Source organism: Segatella copri (genome assembly GCF_009494395.1).
Taxonomy (GTDB): Bacteria; Bacteroidota; Bacteroidia; order Bacteroidales; family Bacteroidaceae; genus Prevotella.
Window position 1 is genome coordinate 74,882 of sequence record NZ_VZCB01000095.1, and the last position, 19,906, is coordinate 94,787.

The 19,906-nt window shown below is 44.4% G+C and carries 16 protein-coding genes; 8 read left to right on the forward strand and 8 right to left on the reverse strand.

Going from position 1 to position 19,906, the window contains the following annotated elements; genetic code table 11:
* Positions 1-55 precede the first annotated feature (55 nt).
* The 3 genes from F7D73_RS13440 (at position 56) to rsmD (ending at position 2,030) form a co-directional block, all read left to right on the forward strand.
* Positions 56-538, forward strand: a complete 483-nt coding sequence (locus F7D73_RS13440) for a hypothetical protein (RefSeq protein ID WP_153125459.1) — start codon at positions 56-58, stop codon at positions 536-538.
* A gap of 9 nt (positions 539-547) precedes the next feature.
* Entirely contained in the window at positions 548-1,363 is an 816-nt protein-coding gene (locus tag F7D73_RS13445; protein WP_153125461.1) for a DUF3822 family protein, read from the forward strand.
* A 136-nt stretch (positions 1,364-1,499) separates the two neighbouring features.
* A complete protein-coding gene (gene rsmD, locus F7D73_RS13450; RefSeq protein WP_153125463.1) occupies positions 1,500-2,030 on the forward strand; it encodes a 16S rRNA (guanine(966)-N(2))-methyltransferase RsmD in 531 nt (176 codons plus the stop codon).
* 147 nt (positions 2,031-2,177) lie between these two features.
* Here rsmD and cls read toward each other — a convergent pair whose 3' ends face one another.
* Both cls and dnaG read right to left on the reverse strand, forming a co-directional pair.
* Positions 2,178-3,602 carry a cardiolipin synthase gene (gene cls, locus F7D73_RS13455; protein WP_153125465.1) on the reverse strand — a complete coding sequence of 475 codons (1,425 nt, stop codon included), beginning with the start codon at positions 3,600-3,602 and terminating at the stop codon, positions 2,178-2,180.
* Between the two features lie 9 nt (positions 3,603-3,611).
* Entirely contained in the window at positions 3,612-5,573 is a 1,962-nt protein-coding gene (gene dnaG, locus F7D73_RS13460; RefSeq protein ID WP_153125467.1) for a DNA primase, read from the reverse strand.
* 200 nt (positions 5,574-5,773) lie between these two features.
* Here dnaG and F7D73_RS13465 point away from each other — a divergent pair, with 200 nt between their 5' ends.
* From F7D73_RS13465 to F7D73_RS13480, 4 genes are all read left to right on the forward strand, one after another.
* Entirely contained in the window at positions 5,774-8,266 is a 2,493-nt protein-coding gene (locus tag F7D73_RS13465) for a glycosyl hydrolase 115 family protein (RefSeq protein ID WP_153125469.1), read from the forward strand.
* A 229-nt stretch (positions 8,267-8,495) separates the two neighbouring features.
* Entirely contained in the window at positions 8,496-9,005 is a 510-nt protein-coding gene (locus F7D73_RS13470) for an RNA polymerase sigma factor (RefSeq protein ID WP_153125471.1), read from the forward strand.
* A complete protein-coding gene (locus F7D73_RS13475; RefSeq protein WP_153125473.1) occupies positions 9,002-9,607 on the forward strand; it encodes a hypothetical protein in 606 nt (201 codons plus the stop codon). Before F7D73_RS13470 ends, F7D73_RS13475 begins: the two co-directional genes overlap by 4 nt.
* A gap of 44 nt (positions 9,608-9,651) precedes the next feature.
* On the forward strand, positions 9,652-10,887 hold the full coding sequence (locus F7D73_RS13480; RefSeq protein WP_153125475.1) for a hypothetical protein: 1,236 nt from the start codon (positions 9,652-9,654) through the stop codon (positions 10,885-10,887).
* 218 nt (positions 10,888-11,105) lie between these two features.
* Here the strand turns inward: F7D73_RS13480 and F7D73_RS13485 are convergent, their stop codons facing one another.
* From F7D73_RS13485 to F7D73_RS13510, 6 genes are all read right to left on the reverse strand, one after another.
* A complete protein-coding gene (locus F7D73_RS13485; RefSeq protein ID WP_228117750.1) occupies positions 11,106-12,113 on the reverse strand; it encodes a virulence RhuM family protein in 1,008 nt (335 codons plus the stop codon).
* Between the two features lie 189 nt (positions 12,114-12,302).
* Positions 12,303-12,956, reverse strand: coding sequence for a GIY-YIG nuclease family protein (locus F7D73_RS13490; RefSeq protein ID WP_153125477.1), 654 nt, complete (start codon positions 12,954-12,956; stop codon positions 12,303-12,305).
* Between the two features lie 9 nt (positions 12,957-12,965).
* Complete coding sequence (locus F7D73_RS13495) at positions 12,966-16,946, reverse strand: N-6 DNA methylase (protein WP_153125480.1); 3,981 nt, start codon at positions 16,944-16,946, stop codon at positions 12,966-12,968.
* Between the two features lie 121 nt (positions 16,947-17,067).
* The gene (gene trxA / locus F7D73_RS13500) at positions 17,068-17,364 is read right to left on the reverse strand and encodes a thioredoxin (RefSeq protein ID WP_006847073.1); all 297 of its coding nucleotides are present in this window, start codon (positions 17,362-17,364) and stop codon (positions 17,068-17,070) included.
* A 22-nt stretch (positions 17,365-17,386) separates the two neighbouring features.
* Positions 17,387-18,643, reverse strand: a complete 1,257-nt coding sequence (locus tag F7D73_RS13505) for an ATP-binding protein (protein WP_153125482.1) — start codon at positions 18,641-18,643, stop codon at positions 17,387-17,389.
* A gap of 170 nt (positions 18,644-18,813) precedes the next feature.
* The gene (locus tag F7D73_RS13510) at positions 18,814-18,969 is read right to left on the reverse strand and encodes a hypothetical protein (RefSeq protein ID WP_194256924.1); all 156 of its coding nucleotides are present in this window, start codon (positions 18,967-18,969) and stop codon (positions 18,814-18,816) included.
* Between the two features lie 248 nt (positions 18,970-19,217).
* On the opposite strand from F7D73_RS13510, the gene F7D73_RS13515 reads away from it, so the two are divergent.
* Entirely contained in the window at positions 19,218-19,817 is a 600-nt protein-coding gene (locus F7D73_RS13515; RefSeq protein WP_153125483.1) for an HU family DNA-binding protein, read from the forward strand.
* Positions 19,818-19,906 lie beyond the last annotated feature (89 nt).

Consider the following 19,906-nt stretch of genomic DNA (forward strand, 5'->3'; position numbering starts at 1 on the left):
TATCTTTGCAGAAGCAAATGCAAATGCAAAAGTAATAATACTTTTTGAAATGAGAATGAAATTAAGGAAAATAAACAATAATGCGGTCCTGGGAGCATGCGTCATCGTCATGATGACCCTCTGCGTACTCAGCATCTGCCAGCCCCTCATCTTCCAGAAACGGATGAAGGGAAGAGAGGCGGAGGTGAAAGCCAGGCTGATGCTCATCCGTGAAGCAGAAGAGAAATACAAGGATAAGCATGGGGTGTATACGGGCGATTTCAATACCCTCATCAAGGGAAAGTATCTGAAGGCCGACGACCAATTCATCCCCTACTCCGACGGCAAGAAATTCTCGCTCGCCGCTACCACGATTGTCAGTAAGAGCGGCAAGCAGATTCCGCTCATGGAATGCGGAGCAGCCTATGAAGATTTCCTCGACGGACTAGATGAAAATGCCATTCAGGAAATCACTGAGCAGGCCAACTATGCCGGAGAATATCCGGGACTGAAGATTGGCGACATAACAACAGATAATAACAACACAGGCAACTGGTAAAACAACAAGATGATCATGCAGCTAACAGGCAATAAAACACTTCAGGCACGCCTCACGATAAGAGTGAGCAAGAATACACTCAGCTTTTCGGTAGTTGACCGCGAAGCTGAGCATCAGGTCATTTACGAGCCTTATACCGTGAAGAGCGGCGTATCCATGGCAGCCAACTTGCGTCAGGCTTTCAAGGAAAGCGATCTCCTACAACGTGGTTATCAGAAGGTGCGAATCTACATCGACTCTCCTATCCTGCTGGTTCCGATAGAGGAATTTCATGAAGAAGACCTTGACGTGCTCTATCAGCACGCCTTTGCCGGTCATCATTCCGACGCCATCCTCTACCGCGTCCAGCCGGCTCTCAACGTAGTGGCTGTGTTCCCTATCAACAAGGATTTCAAGATGGTGGTGGAAGATAATTTCCAGGATGTGCGCTTCACTCCTATCATGCAGCCGATGTGGCACTATCTGCATCAGCGCAGTTTCACGGGCATTCACCGCAAGCTCTATGCCTATTTCCACGACAAGAAGCTGGACCTCTTCTGTTTCGACAAGAACCGCTTCAAGTTCTTCAATTCGTTCAATGCGGCTCATGCCAAGGATGCACTCTATTTCATCCTCTACGTATGGAAGCAGATGGGATTGGACCAGATGCAGGACGAGCTACACGTTTCGGGCGAAGTTCCTGACAAGGACTGGTTCCTTTATAACAGTAAGCTTTACATCAGGAAGACTTTCCTCCTGAATCCCGCCGCAGAATTCAACCGTGCTCCAATCACGGAAATCAAGGGAATGCCTTTCGACTTGCTGGCACTGTACTTGAGTAAGTGAAGAGTGAAGAATGAAGAGTGAAGAAACAGCGTTCGGCGGCCGAAGGGAAAGCCAATTCAACAGCATAACTAATCATAAAGTTCAAAGCTCAAAGTTCAAAGTTCAAAGTTCAAAGTAATAAGTTCAAAGTAAAAATATGAGAATCATAACAGGACAATATAAGGGTCGCCATTTCGACATTCCACGTTCGTTCAAGGCGCGCCCTACAACAGATTTTGCAAAGGAGAATATCTTTAATGTTTTGCAGGGTTACATCGATTTTGAGGATGCAACCGCCCTCGACCTCTTTGCCGGTACTGGCAGCATCTCGCTGGAACTCGTTTCCCGAGGTTGCCAACGCGTCATCAGCGTAGAGGCAGATCGCGACCACGCCAACTTCATCCGCGAGTGTTTCAAGAAGCTGGGCGAAGACAAGGATCTTCTGATTCGTGGCGATGTGTTCCGCTTCCTGAAGACCTGCAAGCAGAAGTTTGATTTCATCTTTGCCGATCCGCCATACGCGCTGGAGAAACTTCCGGAGATTCCAGACCTCGTACTGAATGGCGACCTGCTGAACGAAGATGGAATCTTCGTTTTCGAACATGGCAAGAATTATGATTTTTCCGAACATCCAAGGTTCCTGGAGCACAGAAGTTACGGAAGCGTCAACTTCTCGATATTCAGATAAAAGCAAATTTTAGGCACGGATTACAAGGATTACACGGATTTTGTATGAGATTATAAATTCTGGATATTGAATTTTGCTCATAACTCCGTGTAATCCGTGTAATCCGTGCCTAAATAAACCCATACTTAAACAAAAATCCGTGCCTAATCACAGCAGTGGCGAAAGCAATCTGACGATGCTTTCGAACAATCGTTTCATGAACGGGCGCTTCACGAAATAGGAAACATCATCCACCAGGATGCTCTGCGATTCATCCTTCAGATAAATCGCCTTGATGCGCTGCGCCATTTCCTCATCATAGAAAAAGGCATTCGCCTCGAAATTATTCTCGAAACTGCGGAAGTCGATATTCGTACTTCCCACCGTGCAGAGATTATCATCACTCACCAGCAGCTTGCTGTGGTTGAAACCACCCATATAGAGATAAACCTTCACTCCAGCCTCTATCGCTTCCATCACATACGAACGCGAAGCCCATTCCACCAGCTTCGCATCTGCCTTGCGGGGAATCATCAACCTGATGTCCACTCCCGCCAATGCCGCCGTTCTCATCGCAAACAATACCGGTTCGGTTGGCAGGAAATAAGGAGTCTCCATATACACATACTTCTGCGCCTGCAACAGGATGCGCACGTAACCCTGCATGATGTCAGGCCATGGAGCAATAGGACTGCTCGTCACAACCTGGACCAGACAACTGTTGCTGATATGAATATCCACCGGAGGATAATAGACGCGGTTGGTAATCAGCGTGCGGTCCACGAAATACCAGTCGATGAGGAACGCACGCTGCAGCGCATAGACGCCGCCACCCTCGATGCGAAGATGCGTATCTCGCCATGGTTGCTTTCCCGTTCCCTTCACATATCTCTTGGCAATGTTCATGCCCCCGATGAATCCCACCTTGCCGTCAATCACGCACAGCTTGCGGTGGTTGCGATAGTTCACCTTGCTGGTAAAAGCCGGGAAGCGCACGGGCATGAAGGCGTGCACGTCAATGCCCGCATCTCTCATCCTTTCGAAGAAGGCGTCCTTCACCTTCCAGCAGCCCACGTCGTCATAAATCACTCTTATTTCCACTCCCTGCTCCGCCTTGTCTATCAGCGCATCAGCCACCAGATAGCCCAGTGCATCGTCCTCGAAGATGTAAGTATCCAGGTGGATGTGATGCTGCGCCTTACCTATATTATATAATAAGGAACAGATGAATTCATAACCATCGGTAAAAATGTCCACCCTGTTGTCCTTGAACGGAAACGCCCAGTTCTGGTTGGTGAAGAGATTCATCAGCGGCTTGTTGTTGGCAGGCAGGTGAAGATTCTCCTGCTCTACGAATTCCAGCATCGAGCGCTTGGTCAGCTGGTCCATGCTTCGGTCGCTGATGTGACGCTCCTTCCGGGTGTTCTGTCCGAAGAAGATGTAGAAGATGATTCCCACGAACGGCATGAAGGCGAGCACGAGAATCCAAGCCATCGTCTTCGCCGGCTGTCGGTTGTCGAGCAAGACGCGGATGATCGCAGGAATCATGATTGCGACATAGAGCAACAGATAAATCCAATGGAAATAAATCATATCCTTATTCTAATTAAATACTGAGTTCGTCTGACTTGCCACAAGTGCATTCATCTGCTTGAGTTTCACAAACTCCTGCAGCAGCTCGCGGTTGGTCGGGTTCTTGGCAAACTCCTGCTGCACTTCGATGATGCGCTGAGCGATGTAATGGGTGCGGAAGCTGAGCAGGTCCTTGAACACGTACTGGCGCAGCTTCTCCGGACTCAGTTTCAGCTGCAGACTGGCCGTGGCAATCTCCTGTTCGCCCAAAGGCATTCCGGCTATGCGACTGATTTCCGGATTGGAATGGGTAGTGAAATAGGTCTCTGCCACGAATCCCTCCTCATCGAGATGATCCAGAGCCTCCTGAAGAATCTGATTATACAAGTCCTTGTGAAACTTGAATCCGTCGCCGCCCATATCCAGGCTAATGTATTGAGCCACGGGCAGCTGCACCTCGTTTTCGTCCACATCCTTCACCGTGATGATCTTGTCGCCATAATGGATAATCAGCTTCACCAGCAGGTCTTCCACCTCCAGCAGCTTGTCCAGCGGCGAGGTTCCCCTCATCCCCTGCTGCAGTCCCGGCTGGGGTGTTCCGGCCACCGGTTCTCTGAGTCCGGCTGCTCTGCGCTCAGCCTTCACCTGCTCGCTCATTCCGTTGCGCACGAAGTTGTTCAGGGCATTGACGATGATTGCCTCGTTCACACCCAGGCGATGGGCACAGTCGGTGATGTAGGCTGCACGGGTAATCTGATTCTTGATTTTCGAGATGCTCTCTACAATGGAATTGATTGCCTGGCTGCGCTTCACGGGGTCAGTGACGCCCCTGAGCGAAATATCGGTCTTGAACTGGATGAAGTCTACCTGATGGTCTTCAATATATTTTCTGAAATCTTCTGCCGTATGGTTGCGGGCAAAGCTGTCCGGGTCGTCGCCTTCGGGCAGGAGGAGCACCTTCACGTTCATCTCCTCTTCCAGCAGCATGTCGGTTCCTCGCAGCGCCGCATGCACGCCCGCAGCATCGCCGTCGTAGAGCAATACGATGTTGCTGGTGAATCGGTGGAGCAGTCTTATCTGATGGATGCTCAGGGCTGTTCCCGAGTTTGCCACCACGTTCTCAATGCCGCACTGGTGCATGGAGATGACGTCCGTATAGCCCTCCACCATGTAGACGCAGTCTTCCTTGGCGATGGCTTTCTTTGCCTGATACAGTCCGTAGAGCTCCCGTTCCTTATGGTAGATTTCGCTGTCGGGCGAATTGACGTATTTCTGGTTCACGCCCTTGGTCCGGGAGTCCAGCACGCGTCCTCCGAATGCCACAATCTTGCCACTCACACTCGTCCACGGGAAGATGGCACGGCCGGAGAATCGGTCCAGGTACTGGTCCTGTCCGCTCCTGTTGCCAGCCTCGTCCTTGTCCACCTTGAAGCAGAGTCCGGTGGCGGTGAGATATTTCGGATTGTATCCTTTCTTCACTGCCTCGTCGAAGAGTGCCGTGCGCTGTGGCAGGGCGAATCCCAGCTGGAACTTCCGGATGATGTCGTCACGGAATCCACGGCTGCGGAAATACTGCATTCCGATGGCGCGTCCGTCCACGTCGTTCTGCAGAATGTCCTGGAAATACTTCGCAGCCCATTCGTTGACGATGAACATGGATTCACGTTCACTCTCCCTCTGTTTCTCCTCGCTGGTCATCTCGCGTTCCTGAATCTCGATGTTGTATTTCTTGGCGAGCCATCGGAGCGCATCGGGATAGGTCATCTGCTCCAGCTCCATCAGGAAATTGATGGCGTTTCCACCCTTGCCGCAGGTAAAGCAGTGGCAGATGCCTCGGGTAGGCGAAACGGAGAACGACGGATGGGAATCGTTATGGAAAGGACACAAGCCGATATAATTGATGCCGCGCTTTTTCAGCGTCACGAATTCAGACACCACCTCTTCTATCTTGGTGGAGTCCATAATACGGGCTATGGTCGGTTTGTCTATCATATTTTTCTATCTTATTTTTATGATGCAAAATTAATACTTTTCTCTGAAAACACAAAACATTTAGGGGAAAAGACGTACAGAAACCGCATGGAAAGCCAAAATGAAACAAATAATAAAGTAAAGGGGACATCTGATAAAGAACTTTCCGGAGGATATTCCTACCTTTGCAGCTATCAAACAACAAACACAATTAAATAAGTATGAGACTTAATGACATCAAGAAAGCATTTTTAGCTTCCGCTGCCCTCCTCTCAGCCATGAGCATGAGCGCAGCAGAGAGATTCGTAAGTTTCCAGCAGGGCGACTTACTCATCAACGGTAATGATAAGGTAGAAATCTATATGGACGCCAACGACTGCCGCGGCGTGAGCTATGCTGCCAATGCCCTGGTCAAGGACATCAGGAACGTGAGCGGCTCCCAAGCCACCATCACCTCCAACCGCAAGGCAACCATCCTCGTGGGAACCATCGGACATTCTGCTGCCATCGACCAGCTCGTCAAGCAGAAACGCATCAACGGAAATCTGCTCAAGGGCAAGCGCGAGAAATTCATCATAACCGTGGTGGACAACCAGCTCATCATCGCCGGAAGCGACCGCCGTGGAACCATCTACGGCATTTACGAACTCTCCCAGCAGATGGGCGTTTCGCCATGGTACGACTGGGCAGACGTTCCCGTAGAGCACCACGACTCCATCTTCGTGAAACGTGGAACCTACACTGATGGCGAACCAGCCGTGCGCTATCGTGGCATTTTCCTCAACGATGAGGCGCCTTGTCTCACCTCGTGGGTCAAGAACACCTACGGCACCGGATATGGCGACCACCGCTTCTACCAGCGCGTCTTCGAACTAGTGCTGCGCCTCAGGGGCAACATGATGTGGCCAGCCATGTGGGGCTGGGCGTTCTATGCCGACGATGCAGAGAACGAGAAGACGGCAGATGAGATGGGCGTGGTGATGAGCACCTCCCATCATGAGCCGATGGCACGCAACCATCAGGAATACGCCCGCAACCGAAAGGGATGGGGACCTTGGAACTATCAGAAGAACAAGGCTAACCTGCAGAAGTTCTTCCGTGAGGGAATAGAGCGCATGAAGGGAACCGAGCAGATCGTAACCATCGGAATGCGTGGCGACGGCGATGAGGCGATGAGTGCAGAGGCTGATACAAAGCTGATGTCCCAGATCATCAACGACCAGCGCAAGATCATCGCTGATGTAACGGGAAAGAAGACCAGCGAAACACCGCAGGTTTGGGCACTATATAAAGAGGTGCTGGATTACTACGACAAGGGAATGAAGGTTCCCGACGATGTAACCCTGCTGCTCTGCGATGACAACTGGGGCAACGTGCGCCGTGTGCCGAATGCCCAGGAACGCAAGCACAAGGGCGGATGGGGATTGTATTATCATGTAGACTACGTGGGTGCGCCTAGAAATTCCAAGATGCTCAACGTAACTCCAGTGCAGAACCCTTGGGAGCAGCTCACCCTAGCCTACGAGAACGGAATTGATCGTCTCTGGATTCTCAACGTGGGCGACCTCAAGCCGATGGAATATCCTATCAGCCAGTTTATGGACATGGCGTGGAATCCTCATAAATACTCGGTGAACAACGTCACCCGCCACACCCGCGACTGGTGCGCCCAGCAGTTCGGAGAATCGCAGGCTGACGAAGCAGCACGCATCCTGAACCTCGTATGCAAATACAACGGCCGCTGCACTCCGGAGATGCTCGACAAGAACACCTACAGTCTGGAGAACGGCGAATGGCAGGAGGTGGTGAATCAGTATCTCCAGCTCGAGGCTGATGCGCTGCGCCAGTACAACAGTCTGCCGGCAGCCTATCACGATGCCTACCGTCAGATCATCCTCTTCCCTATTGAGCTGATGAGCAATCTGCATCAGATGTACTTTGCCCAGGCTCAGAACCATGCTCTCTACAAGCAGAACAATCCGAAGGCGAACATCTGGGCGGATGAATGCGAGCGCCTCTTCAAGCGCGATTCCCTCATCTGCGATGTTTACAACCACAAGATGTCTGGCGGTAAGTGGAACGGCATGATGACGCAGAAGCACATCGGCTACAAGAGTTGGAATGATGCCTTCGAGAAGGATACCTGTCCGGAGCTCTTCCGGGTAACCTCCAAGGATGGAGTGATTATCAGCGAAAACAACGGCGTGGTAGAAATCGAAGCTCCTTACTATAGCAGCAAGACGGAGGCTGCCGAGGCAAAATGGACAGAGATTCCATTCATGGGCAAAAGCGTATCGGCAATGACTCTGATGCCATATACTAAGAGTGTAAAGGGAGCCAGCATCACTTACAAGTTTAAGATGCAAGTTAGCAAAACTTCGGATGGCAAGCAGAAGGTTCGCATTCATGTGATTACCAAATCAACCTTGGATTATCTCAACAAGGGCGGCTTAACCTATGGTGTAAGTTTAGATGGTGCTTCTCCTGTAGAGGTTAACTTCAACAAAGATTTGAACGAGAAGCCGGAGAACATCTACAATATCTATTATCCAACGATAGCCACTCGCATCGTGGACAAGGTGATAGAGCTAGAGCTGCCAGCCTCATCCGATGGCATCCACACCCTCACCCTCACTCCTAACGACCCAGCCATCGTCTTCGAGAAAAACGTGATTGATGGAAGAGGAGGAAAAAAGAGTGTCAAGGTGATTTAAAGGTAGCATATAATAAAAGGTATAGGCACGCACCCACGAAAGGATGCGTGCCTATTCTTTTTACGCAAACTATCACTATCTTCTTATGTTCCATACTTCGTAGCATTCATTTTTACATAAACAATCACAATAGTAACAAATAAATGAAAAAAAAAGAGTATTTTTTAAATCTTTTTTGAGAAATATACGTTTATATGAGTAAAGTTAGAAACATAAAAACAAGAAACGAATGAATATAGGCAACCCAAAACTCATAAAACAACTGGAGAGTCTTGTCGACAATCGGCAAGACTGGCTATTTCGTTTTGCCTATATTCGAATCGGGCAACGTGAGGATGCAGAAGATATTGTGCAAGAGGTGCTGCTTGCAGCTTTCAAGAAACTGAAAGAAGGGCAACAAGTGGAAGAGTTGGACCGCTACATCATTCGCTCTGTTAGCAACGCATGCCGAGACTACTTGCGCAAAAATCGTCCGCAAATCATAGCTATCAATGAAGCGGCAAGCATACCTAACAGCAATGGTGACAAACAAATACACGAGGAATTTCTCAGAATATCAAAACTGCTGGAAGATATTCCACAGGAGCAAGCGGAAATCGTAAGAATGAAATGTTACGACAACTTGACGTTCCGAGAGATAGCCGAACTGGAGGAGATACCAGAAGCTACCGTGAAATCTCGCTATCGCTATGCCATCCAACATATCCAACAACGACTCAGAAAGGAGAAAAATATATGAAAGATCAAATGAACATCCATAATGACAAAGGATTTGAGGATATAGAGCAACTGCTCCAACCTCAATGTGATTTCCATGCCTCCTCCCAAACCAAGCAACAAGTAATAGAGAAGGCAAGGAAGAGCTTGGTCAGCCATCGCACCTTGCGTATCTTTCCATGGATTTGCGCAGCATGCGTGGCTGGCATCATCGCTATCATCCTGCAACCACCCAAGGATACCACTTCTGCGTCGGGCAATGCGACAATGGCTGTGAGAAAGGATACACAGCCGATGCAAAAAGCTATGATGCAAGAAAAGAATTTGACGGCAGAAAAGGAAAATACAGCAGAAAAAGCCATCACAGAAGAGAGCAGAACATACGAGAAGAAAAAGACTTTCGCCAAGCTCAATGCTCCCAAAAGGAAGGCTAAACCTAAAGCTGAGTTTGGAGATGACATACCAGACACCGAAGAAAAAGGTCCGGTACTCTTCCCTATGTCAACCTTGCCCGAAGAGCATCTTTTCAAAATGCAGACAGCAGAAGCTCAAGCCACTACAAGCAATGCCGTGCAAAGTGAGGATGATTGCCAACAAATACAGCGAATCACCGTAAAACTCTAAAGAAAGTATATATAATAAGGTATAAACATTAAAGAACAAAGAACATGAAAAAGTATGTCATATATTTATTACTCATGATGTTCTCATCAATGGGAGCACAGGCACAAAAGTCTTATTTCAAAGAGGCTTTGGAAAAATTGGTAAGCAACAAGGCGTTCACCATGAATCAATCAGGAGCAAAAAATGAGGTTGGTGACACAGCACAATGGAGTTGGAAAAAATATCGCTTTAAAACTCTCAAGAAAGACAAGTTTCTCAAGGAACTGGACAGAATCAACAAGGCTTTTCAAAAAGATTGCAATCAGCCTGTAACTGACTTTTACTATATGGTAGATGGAAACAACAACCCACTTAAAACATGGATGAACTTTGACATATCTGTAGGCAACGACCTTATTATGGTTGGAAATTTCTCGGCATATAGCGTCCTTATCAATCGCCAACAAATGGGTCACTCTGGCATGCGCAGAGTCTGTGCCATAGAATGGGGCCATATCGTAGAGAATGGTTGGGTTAACGAAAAAGGCTATGAAGGAAGCATCAGCATCGTAGAAGGAAAAGCTCCTTTAAACAAGCACCGCGTGGCTGATGAAATAAAACAGCAAACATATAAAGCCACACAATATACAGGTGTTCTTACCCCAATAGACACCCAAGAAGAAAAGGCTGCTCCAAAAGAAAAGACCAAAGAAGAAAAAGAAGAAGTGCCTAATGAGCAGTTGACCAAGATGCTTAAAGATGCTCAGACCAACCTGAAAGGCAACTTTGAGATTATTGGCAAGCGTGACCCTGAACTTTGGGACCGTGGCTATTTTATCTGTTACAAAGACGAAACAGATATGTATGTAGAACCCATCCTTGTGGCTACCAACGGCACTAACTTCTCATACAAGCACGACCTGAAGGACATTACCATTGGAAGAGTGAGAGCACTGATGAAAGATGGAACCATCTGCTCGGCATGGATAGACATTCCTTTTGTACCAGGAGAGATAGCAGAGCTAAGCGTACACAATGGTTACTACAGCCTCACAGGATCAAGTTTCTATAAGCAGTGGGTGGAAGAGGAAAGCAAGAACCATGATGGATGGGACGAGCGCAAGTATACGGATTACGCACTCAGCAATATCCATTCTCCTGGCATCATCTGCTATCTGTTCTATCAGCATTTGATAAAAGGTTCTTCGAATCAAAAGAAAATATTCAAAGCCCTCCCAACAACTCTACAAGAGAATCATGTGGGTCGCTTTATCAAAAAGCATATGAACAATAAATTATAAAAATCTCAACTTTCAGTCACATTCATTTAATACATATGTGATGTAAGAAAGGACATACTGCATAGAACTCAATGCCACCTCTATCAGTTTTGATGGAGATGGCATTTTTGCTTCAAATTAGCGCATCCCCAATAGAGGTAAATTTCAATGCCGACATGAATGAGAAGCCAGAGAACATCTACAGCATTTACTATCCTACAAATGATCAGAACGTTACATTAATGATTTTCCCCCGATTGTCTTCCCTTGCGCTTTGCAATTTTTCCCAAAGCATTGATGGATTCAAGATAAGCTTCCTCTACTGGAGTTAATGTCTTGACCTGATATTTTCGATACTCAGCTATAGCTTTGTCCATTGCCTCTTCATGGCTGATACTTCCCGACCCCTTCAACAAAGGTCGCCCTGTGGATTGCAGGATAGTATCAAGTTGTTTCACATAATCCATCATGTAGACTGGGCGATGCTCCATTGCCATAATCTCGGCAAAGTCAAAATAACCGGAAACAAGATTATTGAGTATCTTCAGCTCATTTTCTTTCAGATAGTTCTTGGCTATTTTGATGTCTTTGATAGCTGGTAGTTCGCCCTCAAATGTCGTCAAGCCCATAAATGGTTTCTCGGCATCCGCACGCTCATAGATAACTTCTGCCGCAGTATGCCCATGAGCAGCATAGTGCAACTTATTTTGCACGATTTTAAAGAAAAGCTTTGAGGCATCAGTTCGAGGGTCATAGTCAACACTTGTGGCATAGATGTCCAGAACTTGTCGATAGAGCACCTTTTCTGACGAACGAATATCACGAATACGGTCGAGCAACTCTTTCCAATAGTTGCCACCACCAAGATTTTTGAGTCGTTCATCGTCCATCGTAAACCCTTTTACGATGTACTCATTCAGTCGCTCTGTAGCCCATTGACGGAAACGAGTGCCTTGAATAGATTTTACACGATAGCCCACAGATATGATAACATCAAGGTTATAGAACTTCACTTCTTTGCTTTGGGTTTTTCCTGCCATAGCACCATGCTGAGTGGTCTGTCGGAATTTCCGACAAACCACTTTTTCATCCAATTCTCCTTCCTTGAATATATTCAATATGTGCTCATTGATAGTAGAGCGCCCTTTATTGAAAAGCTCTGCTATCTGTTCCACATTTAGCCAAACCGTCTTATTCTCCAATCTCACATCAAGCTTCACGCCATCATCAGATTGGTAGATGATCATTTCTCCCAAATCAGTTTGGGGTGCGTCCTCCCATTTATAGCCACAATCCAAGCAAAGATGCAGTACACCCTCTGTCTGCACATTATCTGAATTGCACTTTGGACATTTTATATTATTCATCATTGTTTCGTCTTTGTAATTATCTAAGTCAAAAAATGATATTCTTGTATGACTTATGCTTAGACATTATTATTTTTCCATTTCCTTTCGCAAATCATCCAATACTTTACCTTTATATGAAAAGAACTTTTCACCTTGGTAAGCTCCAGAAGAATTTTGCTTTTCTAATGGAAGAAATGTTCCAACAAATGGAGATAGCTTATAAATGCGACCTTCATACTCTATCGTATTGTCACTTGCCACTTTCACATCAACCCCAGTTGGATCAAAAGTAACCATCTCTCCTATTTTGATACCAACCATACTAAACTTAAAACGCGGTCTTTTGTGCTCTTTCTCAGGCTTGTTTTGTTGTTGTGAGGCAAGAGAAGATACCTTTGGCTTATTGTCTTCATATTCCGTAACCACGGCATCATCTATCGTCTGGGCTATATCCTTGAATATATCCAAAGCGATTTGAGGTGCAACATTGAAGAACTCACGATTCTGACGGATTCGCAAATCCGTCAACCGGTCGATGGTTTTATGAACCAACTTCTCCACTTCATTATACTTCACCGTTCTCATTGTGGCAAAGATTTCGAAAGGCAAAGGCACAGCCGTGTTGTCCAACTCCTTCGAGCGGACATCCACTGGGCGTGAACTCTTGCCGATCTTTACCCAATCCTCCCGAAAGCTCGGATTGGTAAGGATATAAACATAACCTATTTCGTCTTTATTCATTGTGCTTTGTTACTTTAAATATTTGTCCAAGATGGCTTGCTTGGCAGATGGGCATGAATCCACAAAATATTGTAATTTTGCAATTTCATTTTCAATTGTCAGTATTCTTTCCGCCGTCTGCGATTGTATATTCTTATCAATAGGGATATTTGCTTTTACATTTAATATCTTTTGTACAGAAAGTCCCGGTTGCGCTCTTCCTGTAGAATATTGATTCAAATCCATATGCACCAACAAGTATCTCAACCATTTCTCATCAACTTCCGCATTTGGGTAAACAACTACAGCATGTTCTGTAGCATGAAATTGCCCAGATGCCACACAGACATTTCCACACAAAGCACCTTGTCTTCCTATGAGAATATACTCACCTTCATTTGTCATCGTATCAGTAAAACCACGCAATCCATTACCACCATAACAAGGGTAAATGTATTTTCCCATAGGCTTATCTACAATTTCAGATGCTGGAACAAATTTACCAGCTCTCATATCGCATATCTGAGACAATCTTACTTCTGTTGTTTCTTTTTGCAACGATTGCTCAAACAACAAAACTGCTTGTTCTTTCATTTTTCTTATCTGTCGCTTATTTTGTTGCATTTGCATATCTATTTTCTCACATTCTTCCGCAATTTTCTTCTGCACATCCATTGGTGGCAACGGAATTTCCAAAGAAGCATAAAATTCTTCTGGCACTCTTCTATGCCCACTACTTCCCTTCATATTTTTCTTTGCATACCATCTAACTTCATCTGTATTCAACAAAGCAAACAAATATGAGTTCAGAACATCATTCTGACATCTAAAGACATGAAATTCAGAACTACCAAAACCGATTCCGTTTGAGAGTCCTGTAGCTATTGCACATTTGCCATTCTCCATGCAAGGTGTAATTTTTGCAAAAATCAAATCATTATCTGCAAAGTATGTATAGCTACCTTTTACATCCTTATAAGAACGTTCTTCTTTTAAAGAGATATAGCCATTTTCACTTACAGATGACATTTCTACAAAAGAAACGCCCATACCATCTTCCATATTTTTCAACTCGGACTTAGAGGGATTCAGTTCTACGTATTTTTTTAATGAGACTAACGGATACTTACTTTCAAAAATAAGTTTATAAGCTACGCTCGTGCTTAACTCCTTATCAAATTCTACACGAGTAAAATTCAACATATCAGTTAAAGCATACTCATGCACTATTGGCTCTAACTCTTCTGGAATCTCATTAGAATTTCCATTAAAGTTGCCACAAATCAAAGAATTCACTCTATTTATGTCGCTCAAGTCAAGAGGGTTAAACAAAGGAGTAATAACGCCGTCAATACCCATTATCTGAGAAATTGTATCGTCATCTGCATCCTCATCATCAGCTTTTGAGTTTTTAATCTCACCTGTATTTAGATAGTGAATGCCCTCACGTCCCTTAGCATTACTCCATTCGTACCCTAAGAACTGCTGTTCCTTTCTATCTTTCTTCGTCTCATTTAAAGGACTTTGCACCACCAATACTGGCTGAGGATTTGAAGCTGCCAACAGATAATAATACAGTTTTTCCTTTTCTATCTCACGAATAAAATTGAGTGTATAACGTCTCTCCTCCAACAATTTACTTGCTGGAGTTAAATCTTTATAACTACGACTCTTGACAAACTTCTGAGCCTCTTCTCGAACTTTTCTTGCCTCTGGTGCCAAAGATGTAGAAGCAGTATTTTTGCCTTGTTTCTTGATATTCAAAGCCTTTACATAGTCCTTTGCCATATCAGTTTCCAAGAAAGTATCAGTTAATTCATTGTTGAGCAACTTCACATAATCACCATACGAATATCCCATGTGCTTAATATAAGCTGCCAACTTCTCGGAATCCTTATAAGCCCCATTGTCTGCCATATTACCCTTGAACCATTCATCTACTCGGTTTTGAGCATGTTTTGCCAAATCTGGTTCCAAAGACTTACGGCGCAAGAACAGAACAACTGTACTAGTATTCGTCTGTCCAAATGTATTAGGACCAAAGCTACAGATGGAAACTATATCAAAGTTTTTCAACAATAATTCACGAGTACGCATATACAGGCCACCTTTCGACAATATACTTGACGGAAGGACAATAGCTGCAACACCACCCGACTTCAACAATTGGGCAGCACGCTCTATAAAGAAGGTCTCAATAGAATTATTTTTCTCTATGTTGCTAACATATTGGGAAAGCGTAAAGTTTTCACGAGCTTCCTCTGTCAATGTCTCCATAAAGCCAGACACAGAATAAGGAGGGTTAGCCACCAACACGCTATAAGTATGGTCTTTGATGTCTGAAGTTTCCTCCAGTCCATCACCATAATGGATATGGATGCCATCCATTCCATACATAAATGCAGCAACTTGGCTCACCTTGGAAAGACGATAATCCTTTTCTATACCTACAATCTCCTTAAAATACTTGAAACACTCTGCATTTAGCTTTTCTTCCTTTGCCTTAGGATTATGCTCATTTTGCAGATTCATTTTTTCTTCAATAAAAGGTTTTATCTGACGAGCATATTCCGTAAGAAAATGTCCTGCTCCACAAGCATAGTCTATCGCCTTAGGAATTTCACCACTCTCTATGATTTGGCGAAGAGGTAATGATGATACCAAGAACCTTACAATAGGCATCGGGGTAAAGAATTGACCTTCACTTTGGTGTACACCACGGTTTAGGAAACCCTCAAAAAGGTCTCCCAAAAATTGATTGTCAGTATTCTTGGTAAGATATATGTCTTGCAACATACTGATGGTATCCTTCAATATGACAGCATTTTTGTAGAATAGCTGTTCATTATGCACATCAAGGAAAGCAAAAGGATTGTTGTTAAAATACTTCAACCTACGGAAATACTTCTTGATGGTATCTCTCGCCTCATCTGCTTTAGCAGTCAAGAACTTGAAAGCATCCTCGATTTGCCAATTCTCTACAGACGCAACTTCATCGTCGAAGAATTCCTTCATGCCTCGCTTATACAAGTTGATCAATCTATCTTGCAAAGAAAAATAGTCATCGTACGCTGCACCTTTCCATAAAAGTTGCAATTCCTTAGAGTTATAGCGTTCATCTATGATTTTAGCCAAGAAGAGATTGACCAATTTATCAAAAGCATTCTCATGACTGGATATCGTATGCTTTCTCAAAATCAGCGCAAACTCATTATATTTTTTATCCAAAGAATATTCATCTATAGTCTGCAAATCTGCTACTCCGTAACTCTTGTTACCGATATTGAAAGCCTCAATACCAGGTTCCAACAAGCCACGAGTGTTGTAATCCTGCTTATAAGTCTGTTTCCAAACATTAAAGAAGTCTTCACTTCCTCCTTGTTGCTCTCGCATTTCTCGGAAACTACGCAGACGGTTGTCCGTCTGCAAGTATTCATCATTATCTACCAAGGAAATGACATGATAGATATTTTCAAAACGATGAACCTTTTCACCGTTTTTCTTATATTCTGGATAATCGGCAGAATAAAGACACAGATATTTAGCCCTGCGATAAGTATTGAAATAACGGAATAGTTGATCGCCATTGCGCATCGTCTTTGCCCAATGCTTACGGAATTCATCATCCTTCTTATCGACATTAGCAGTCTTGCATTCGATAATAAGGTAAGGGTTTCCATTATTGTCTTTCACCAAAATGTCACAATAACCTTTGTCATTTCCTGCATAGTTACGACCTTCCAACTTCAAGTGCTGAGGCAAATAACCACGATTAAAAAGTTGGGCTACACACAGAAACACCACAAAGCTCTCATTCTGGTGTTCATCCCTTGTTGTATTTCTATCAGCCTCCACCCCATCAGGGTAGATGAAATCTCCCAACTCAAAATTGTATTCCAAGTCAAATCCTTCATCAGCAGAACCGTAATGCTTTGTAAATACACCATGCTTTGCAAAAAAGCAAAAAGGTGGAGACAGTAGTACTGCTGATATATTATTTTTTGTAATCATTGTTTATTTCGCTATTAAATGTATCTCTTCAGCAACCACTTATTGAGGCTATCCGAAATTTACTGCAAATTTACAATAAATTTCGGATAAATCAGCAAAGCTTACTAAGAAAATGAAAAAATTAAATAAAAGGATCGAGCAATGCCATCAAGTCAGCCTTCGACATCGCACCACTCTCCCGATACAGCACCTCGCCATTGCGGAAGAGCATCAAGGTTGGCACTGAGCGAATGCCATACTGTGCCGCCACATCATTGTGAGCATCTACATCTACCTTGATGATGCGAAGCTTGTCGCCCACCGTCTTCTTCAAGTCTTCCAACACAGGGTGCATCATCTTGCAGGGTTGGCACCATGTAGCAAAGAAATCAACCAATACCAGTTGATTGCCAGATATTACATCATTGAATGTTTCCATAAATCACTTTTTTTATAATATTTCACTTCTCTCTCAACATCCATTCCCACGTAGGGAGAACATGAACCTGCTTGCCATCTATCTCAAGTTCTTCCTTCTCCTCCATCGTAAGAATATATCCCTCAGCCAAGCCATAAGCATTCATGGCTTCCATCAGCCCCCCGATTTCTCGCTTGCGAGTTTTCTCATCATTCATGGCTATCGTTACCTGATAAGCCTCTTTGATTTTCATGCCCTCTCTAACAACAAAGTCGCACTCCTTCTTATCTGCATGATAAAAAACATCATATCCGCGGCGTTTCAACTCGATGAACACGATGTTTTCCAACTTCACTCCCATATTGTCGGTGGCATTGAATCCGATACGACTCACGATGGCATTGTCGATGAAGTAAATCTTCTTCGGGTTCAGCATCTGCACCTTTACCGATGGCGAATACTTCATGAGCTGGAATATCATATAGGTTTGCTCGATGTACTCCAAATAGTTTTTGACGGTTTCGGAATGACGAATGCCCACTATCTTACCCAGTGAGGTATAGGTAATGCGCTTCGTGGCATTGCTGGCGAGATAAAAGATGAGTTCCTGCATCTCCTTATCATTGGTCAACCCATTACGAGCCATCACATCACGGAAGATGATGCTATCGTAGAGTGACGAGAGGTAACGAGTGGATGGCGACTGGAGATACTTAGGAAATCCACCTTTCTCCAAATACTCCTTGAAATGCCCCAAGAGAATGGCACGCTTGCTGGTTAGATAAAAGTCCTTGGCTTCCAGCTGCACCTTTGCCAACTGCAAGTATTCTTGAAAGGAAAAAGGGAAAATCTCCACTGCGATATAACGCCCCGTGAGATGAGTGCCAAGCTCTCTACTCAGCATCCGGGCATTTGATCCAGTTACAATCACCTTATTGCCTTCGTTGTAGAGACGGCGCACAAAGGTCTCCCAGCCATTCACATTCTGTATCTCATCAAAATAATAGGTATGCTGCTCACCAAAGAGTTCGAAGAAACATTCTTGTAATGTTTGGAAATCTGCCACAGTAAAGTTGACCAGTCGCTCATCATCAAAATTGAAAAAGAAGTCCTGCTCCGGCAACTTGTTACGCATTTGCTGGAGCAAAACAGACTTTCCACAACGTCTTATACCAGTAATAATTAGTATCTCCGTTGTGGTAAGCCACTCTTCTTCAATAGTTCTCGGAACCGTATCTTGTGCTATATTCTTGCAGTATTCCTGCTGCTCAAATATAATTTGCTTTAATAACTCTTTCATGTTCAATCATTTATTTGCTTGCAAAAATACGATTTTTTAAGTAAAAAACCAAATAAATCTTCATTTTTGTTCATTCTGAATGAGTAATTTCTATCATTTTTACTCATTCTGAATGAGTAATTCTGAACAAAACCACTCATTCTGAATGAGCGTTTCTTGAAAAGTGCCTTTTATTCACCTTCTACCTTGCATCCATTGAACCCCATTTTCTGCGCCTTCTCAGGTCCGAAGGTGTAATAGATAGTCTCAGCCTCATCACATACCTCCCCCTGCGAATTGCCAAGGATGAGATGGATGGTAACAATGTTGTGACTTATATGATGCAAGGAAGCTATTATAACGATGCAAGGAAGCTATTATAAAGATTGCGTGACATTTGTCATGTGATTATACGACACTTATCATACGGTCGGATGGCAAATGCCATATAATCACATGACATATACCAATGTTTAAATAACCCTAATATTTTACACCAAAAGATACAAGTTATCACATTATTACATATATTTGCATCATCTTTCATAAAAGACAAAGAATATAGAAAACAACGAACCATCAAACAACTAGAAATATGGAACTGAAATACGACATTTACATGCTCAACAATGCCCAGGGCACAGGAGAAAAGCGCCAATACGTTCGTATCGTGCAGCATGAACCTATGACCGAGAAGCAACTGCAAGAGAAAATCCAGAACCGCTGCTCACTCACCAAGGGAGATGTAGCTGCGGTGTTGGCAGAGCTTCATGACATTTTAGTAGAAGAATTCTCCATGGGTCGCCGCTTTTATATCCCAGAGATAGGCTACTTCTCCATGTCGGCAAGTCTAGAGATGCCTAAGGAAAATCCAGACAAGAAGATTACGGGCAAGGAAGTACGCATCACTGGCATCAACTTCCGTCCAGAGGAAAAGCTGATGAAGGAAGTACAGCGCAACGTCCACTTTGTCCGCTCTCGTTATTCCAACCAATCTACAAAATACTCCGAAGAAAAAATGTTGGAGAAAATCAAGGAGTATCTTCAAAAGAATCGCTACATCACCACACGCATCATGCGCATCCACTTCGGCTTGACTCCATACATGGCTCAGAAGTGGCTCAACCATTTCTGCGAAAAGGGTATCATGGTAAAGGAAGGCACTCAGCATGCGCCTATCTATTTTCTAAAGTAACAAAGGCAGCTTTCTCCATTCTCCTTTCACCATAAACAAATGATTCACAAATGATTGCAAGATAGGTGAAAGGAAAAGGACTTTTAGTC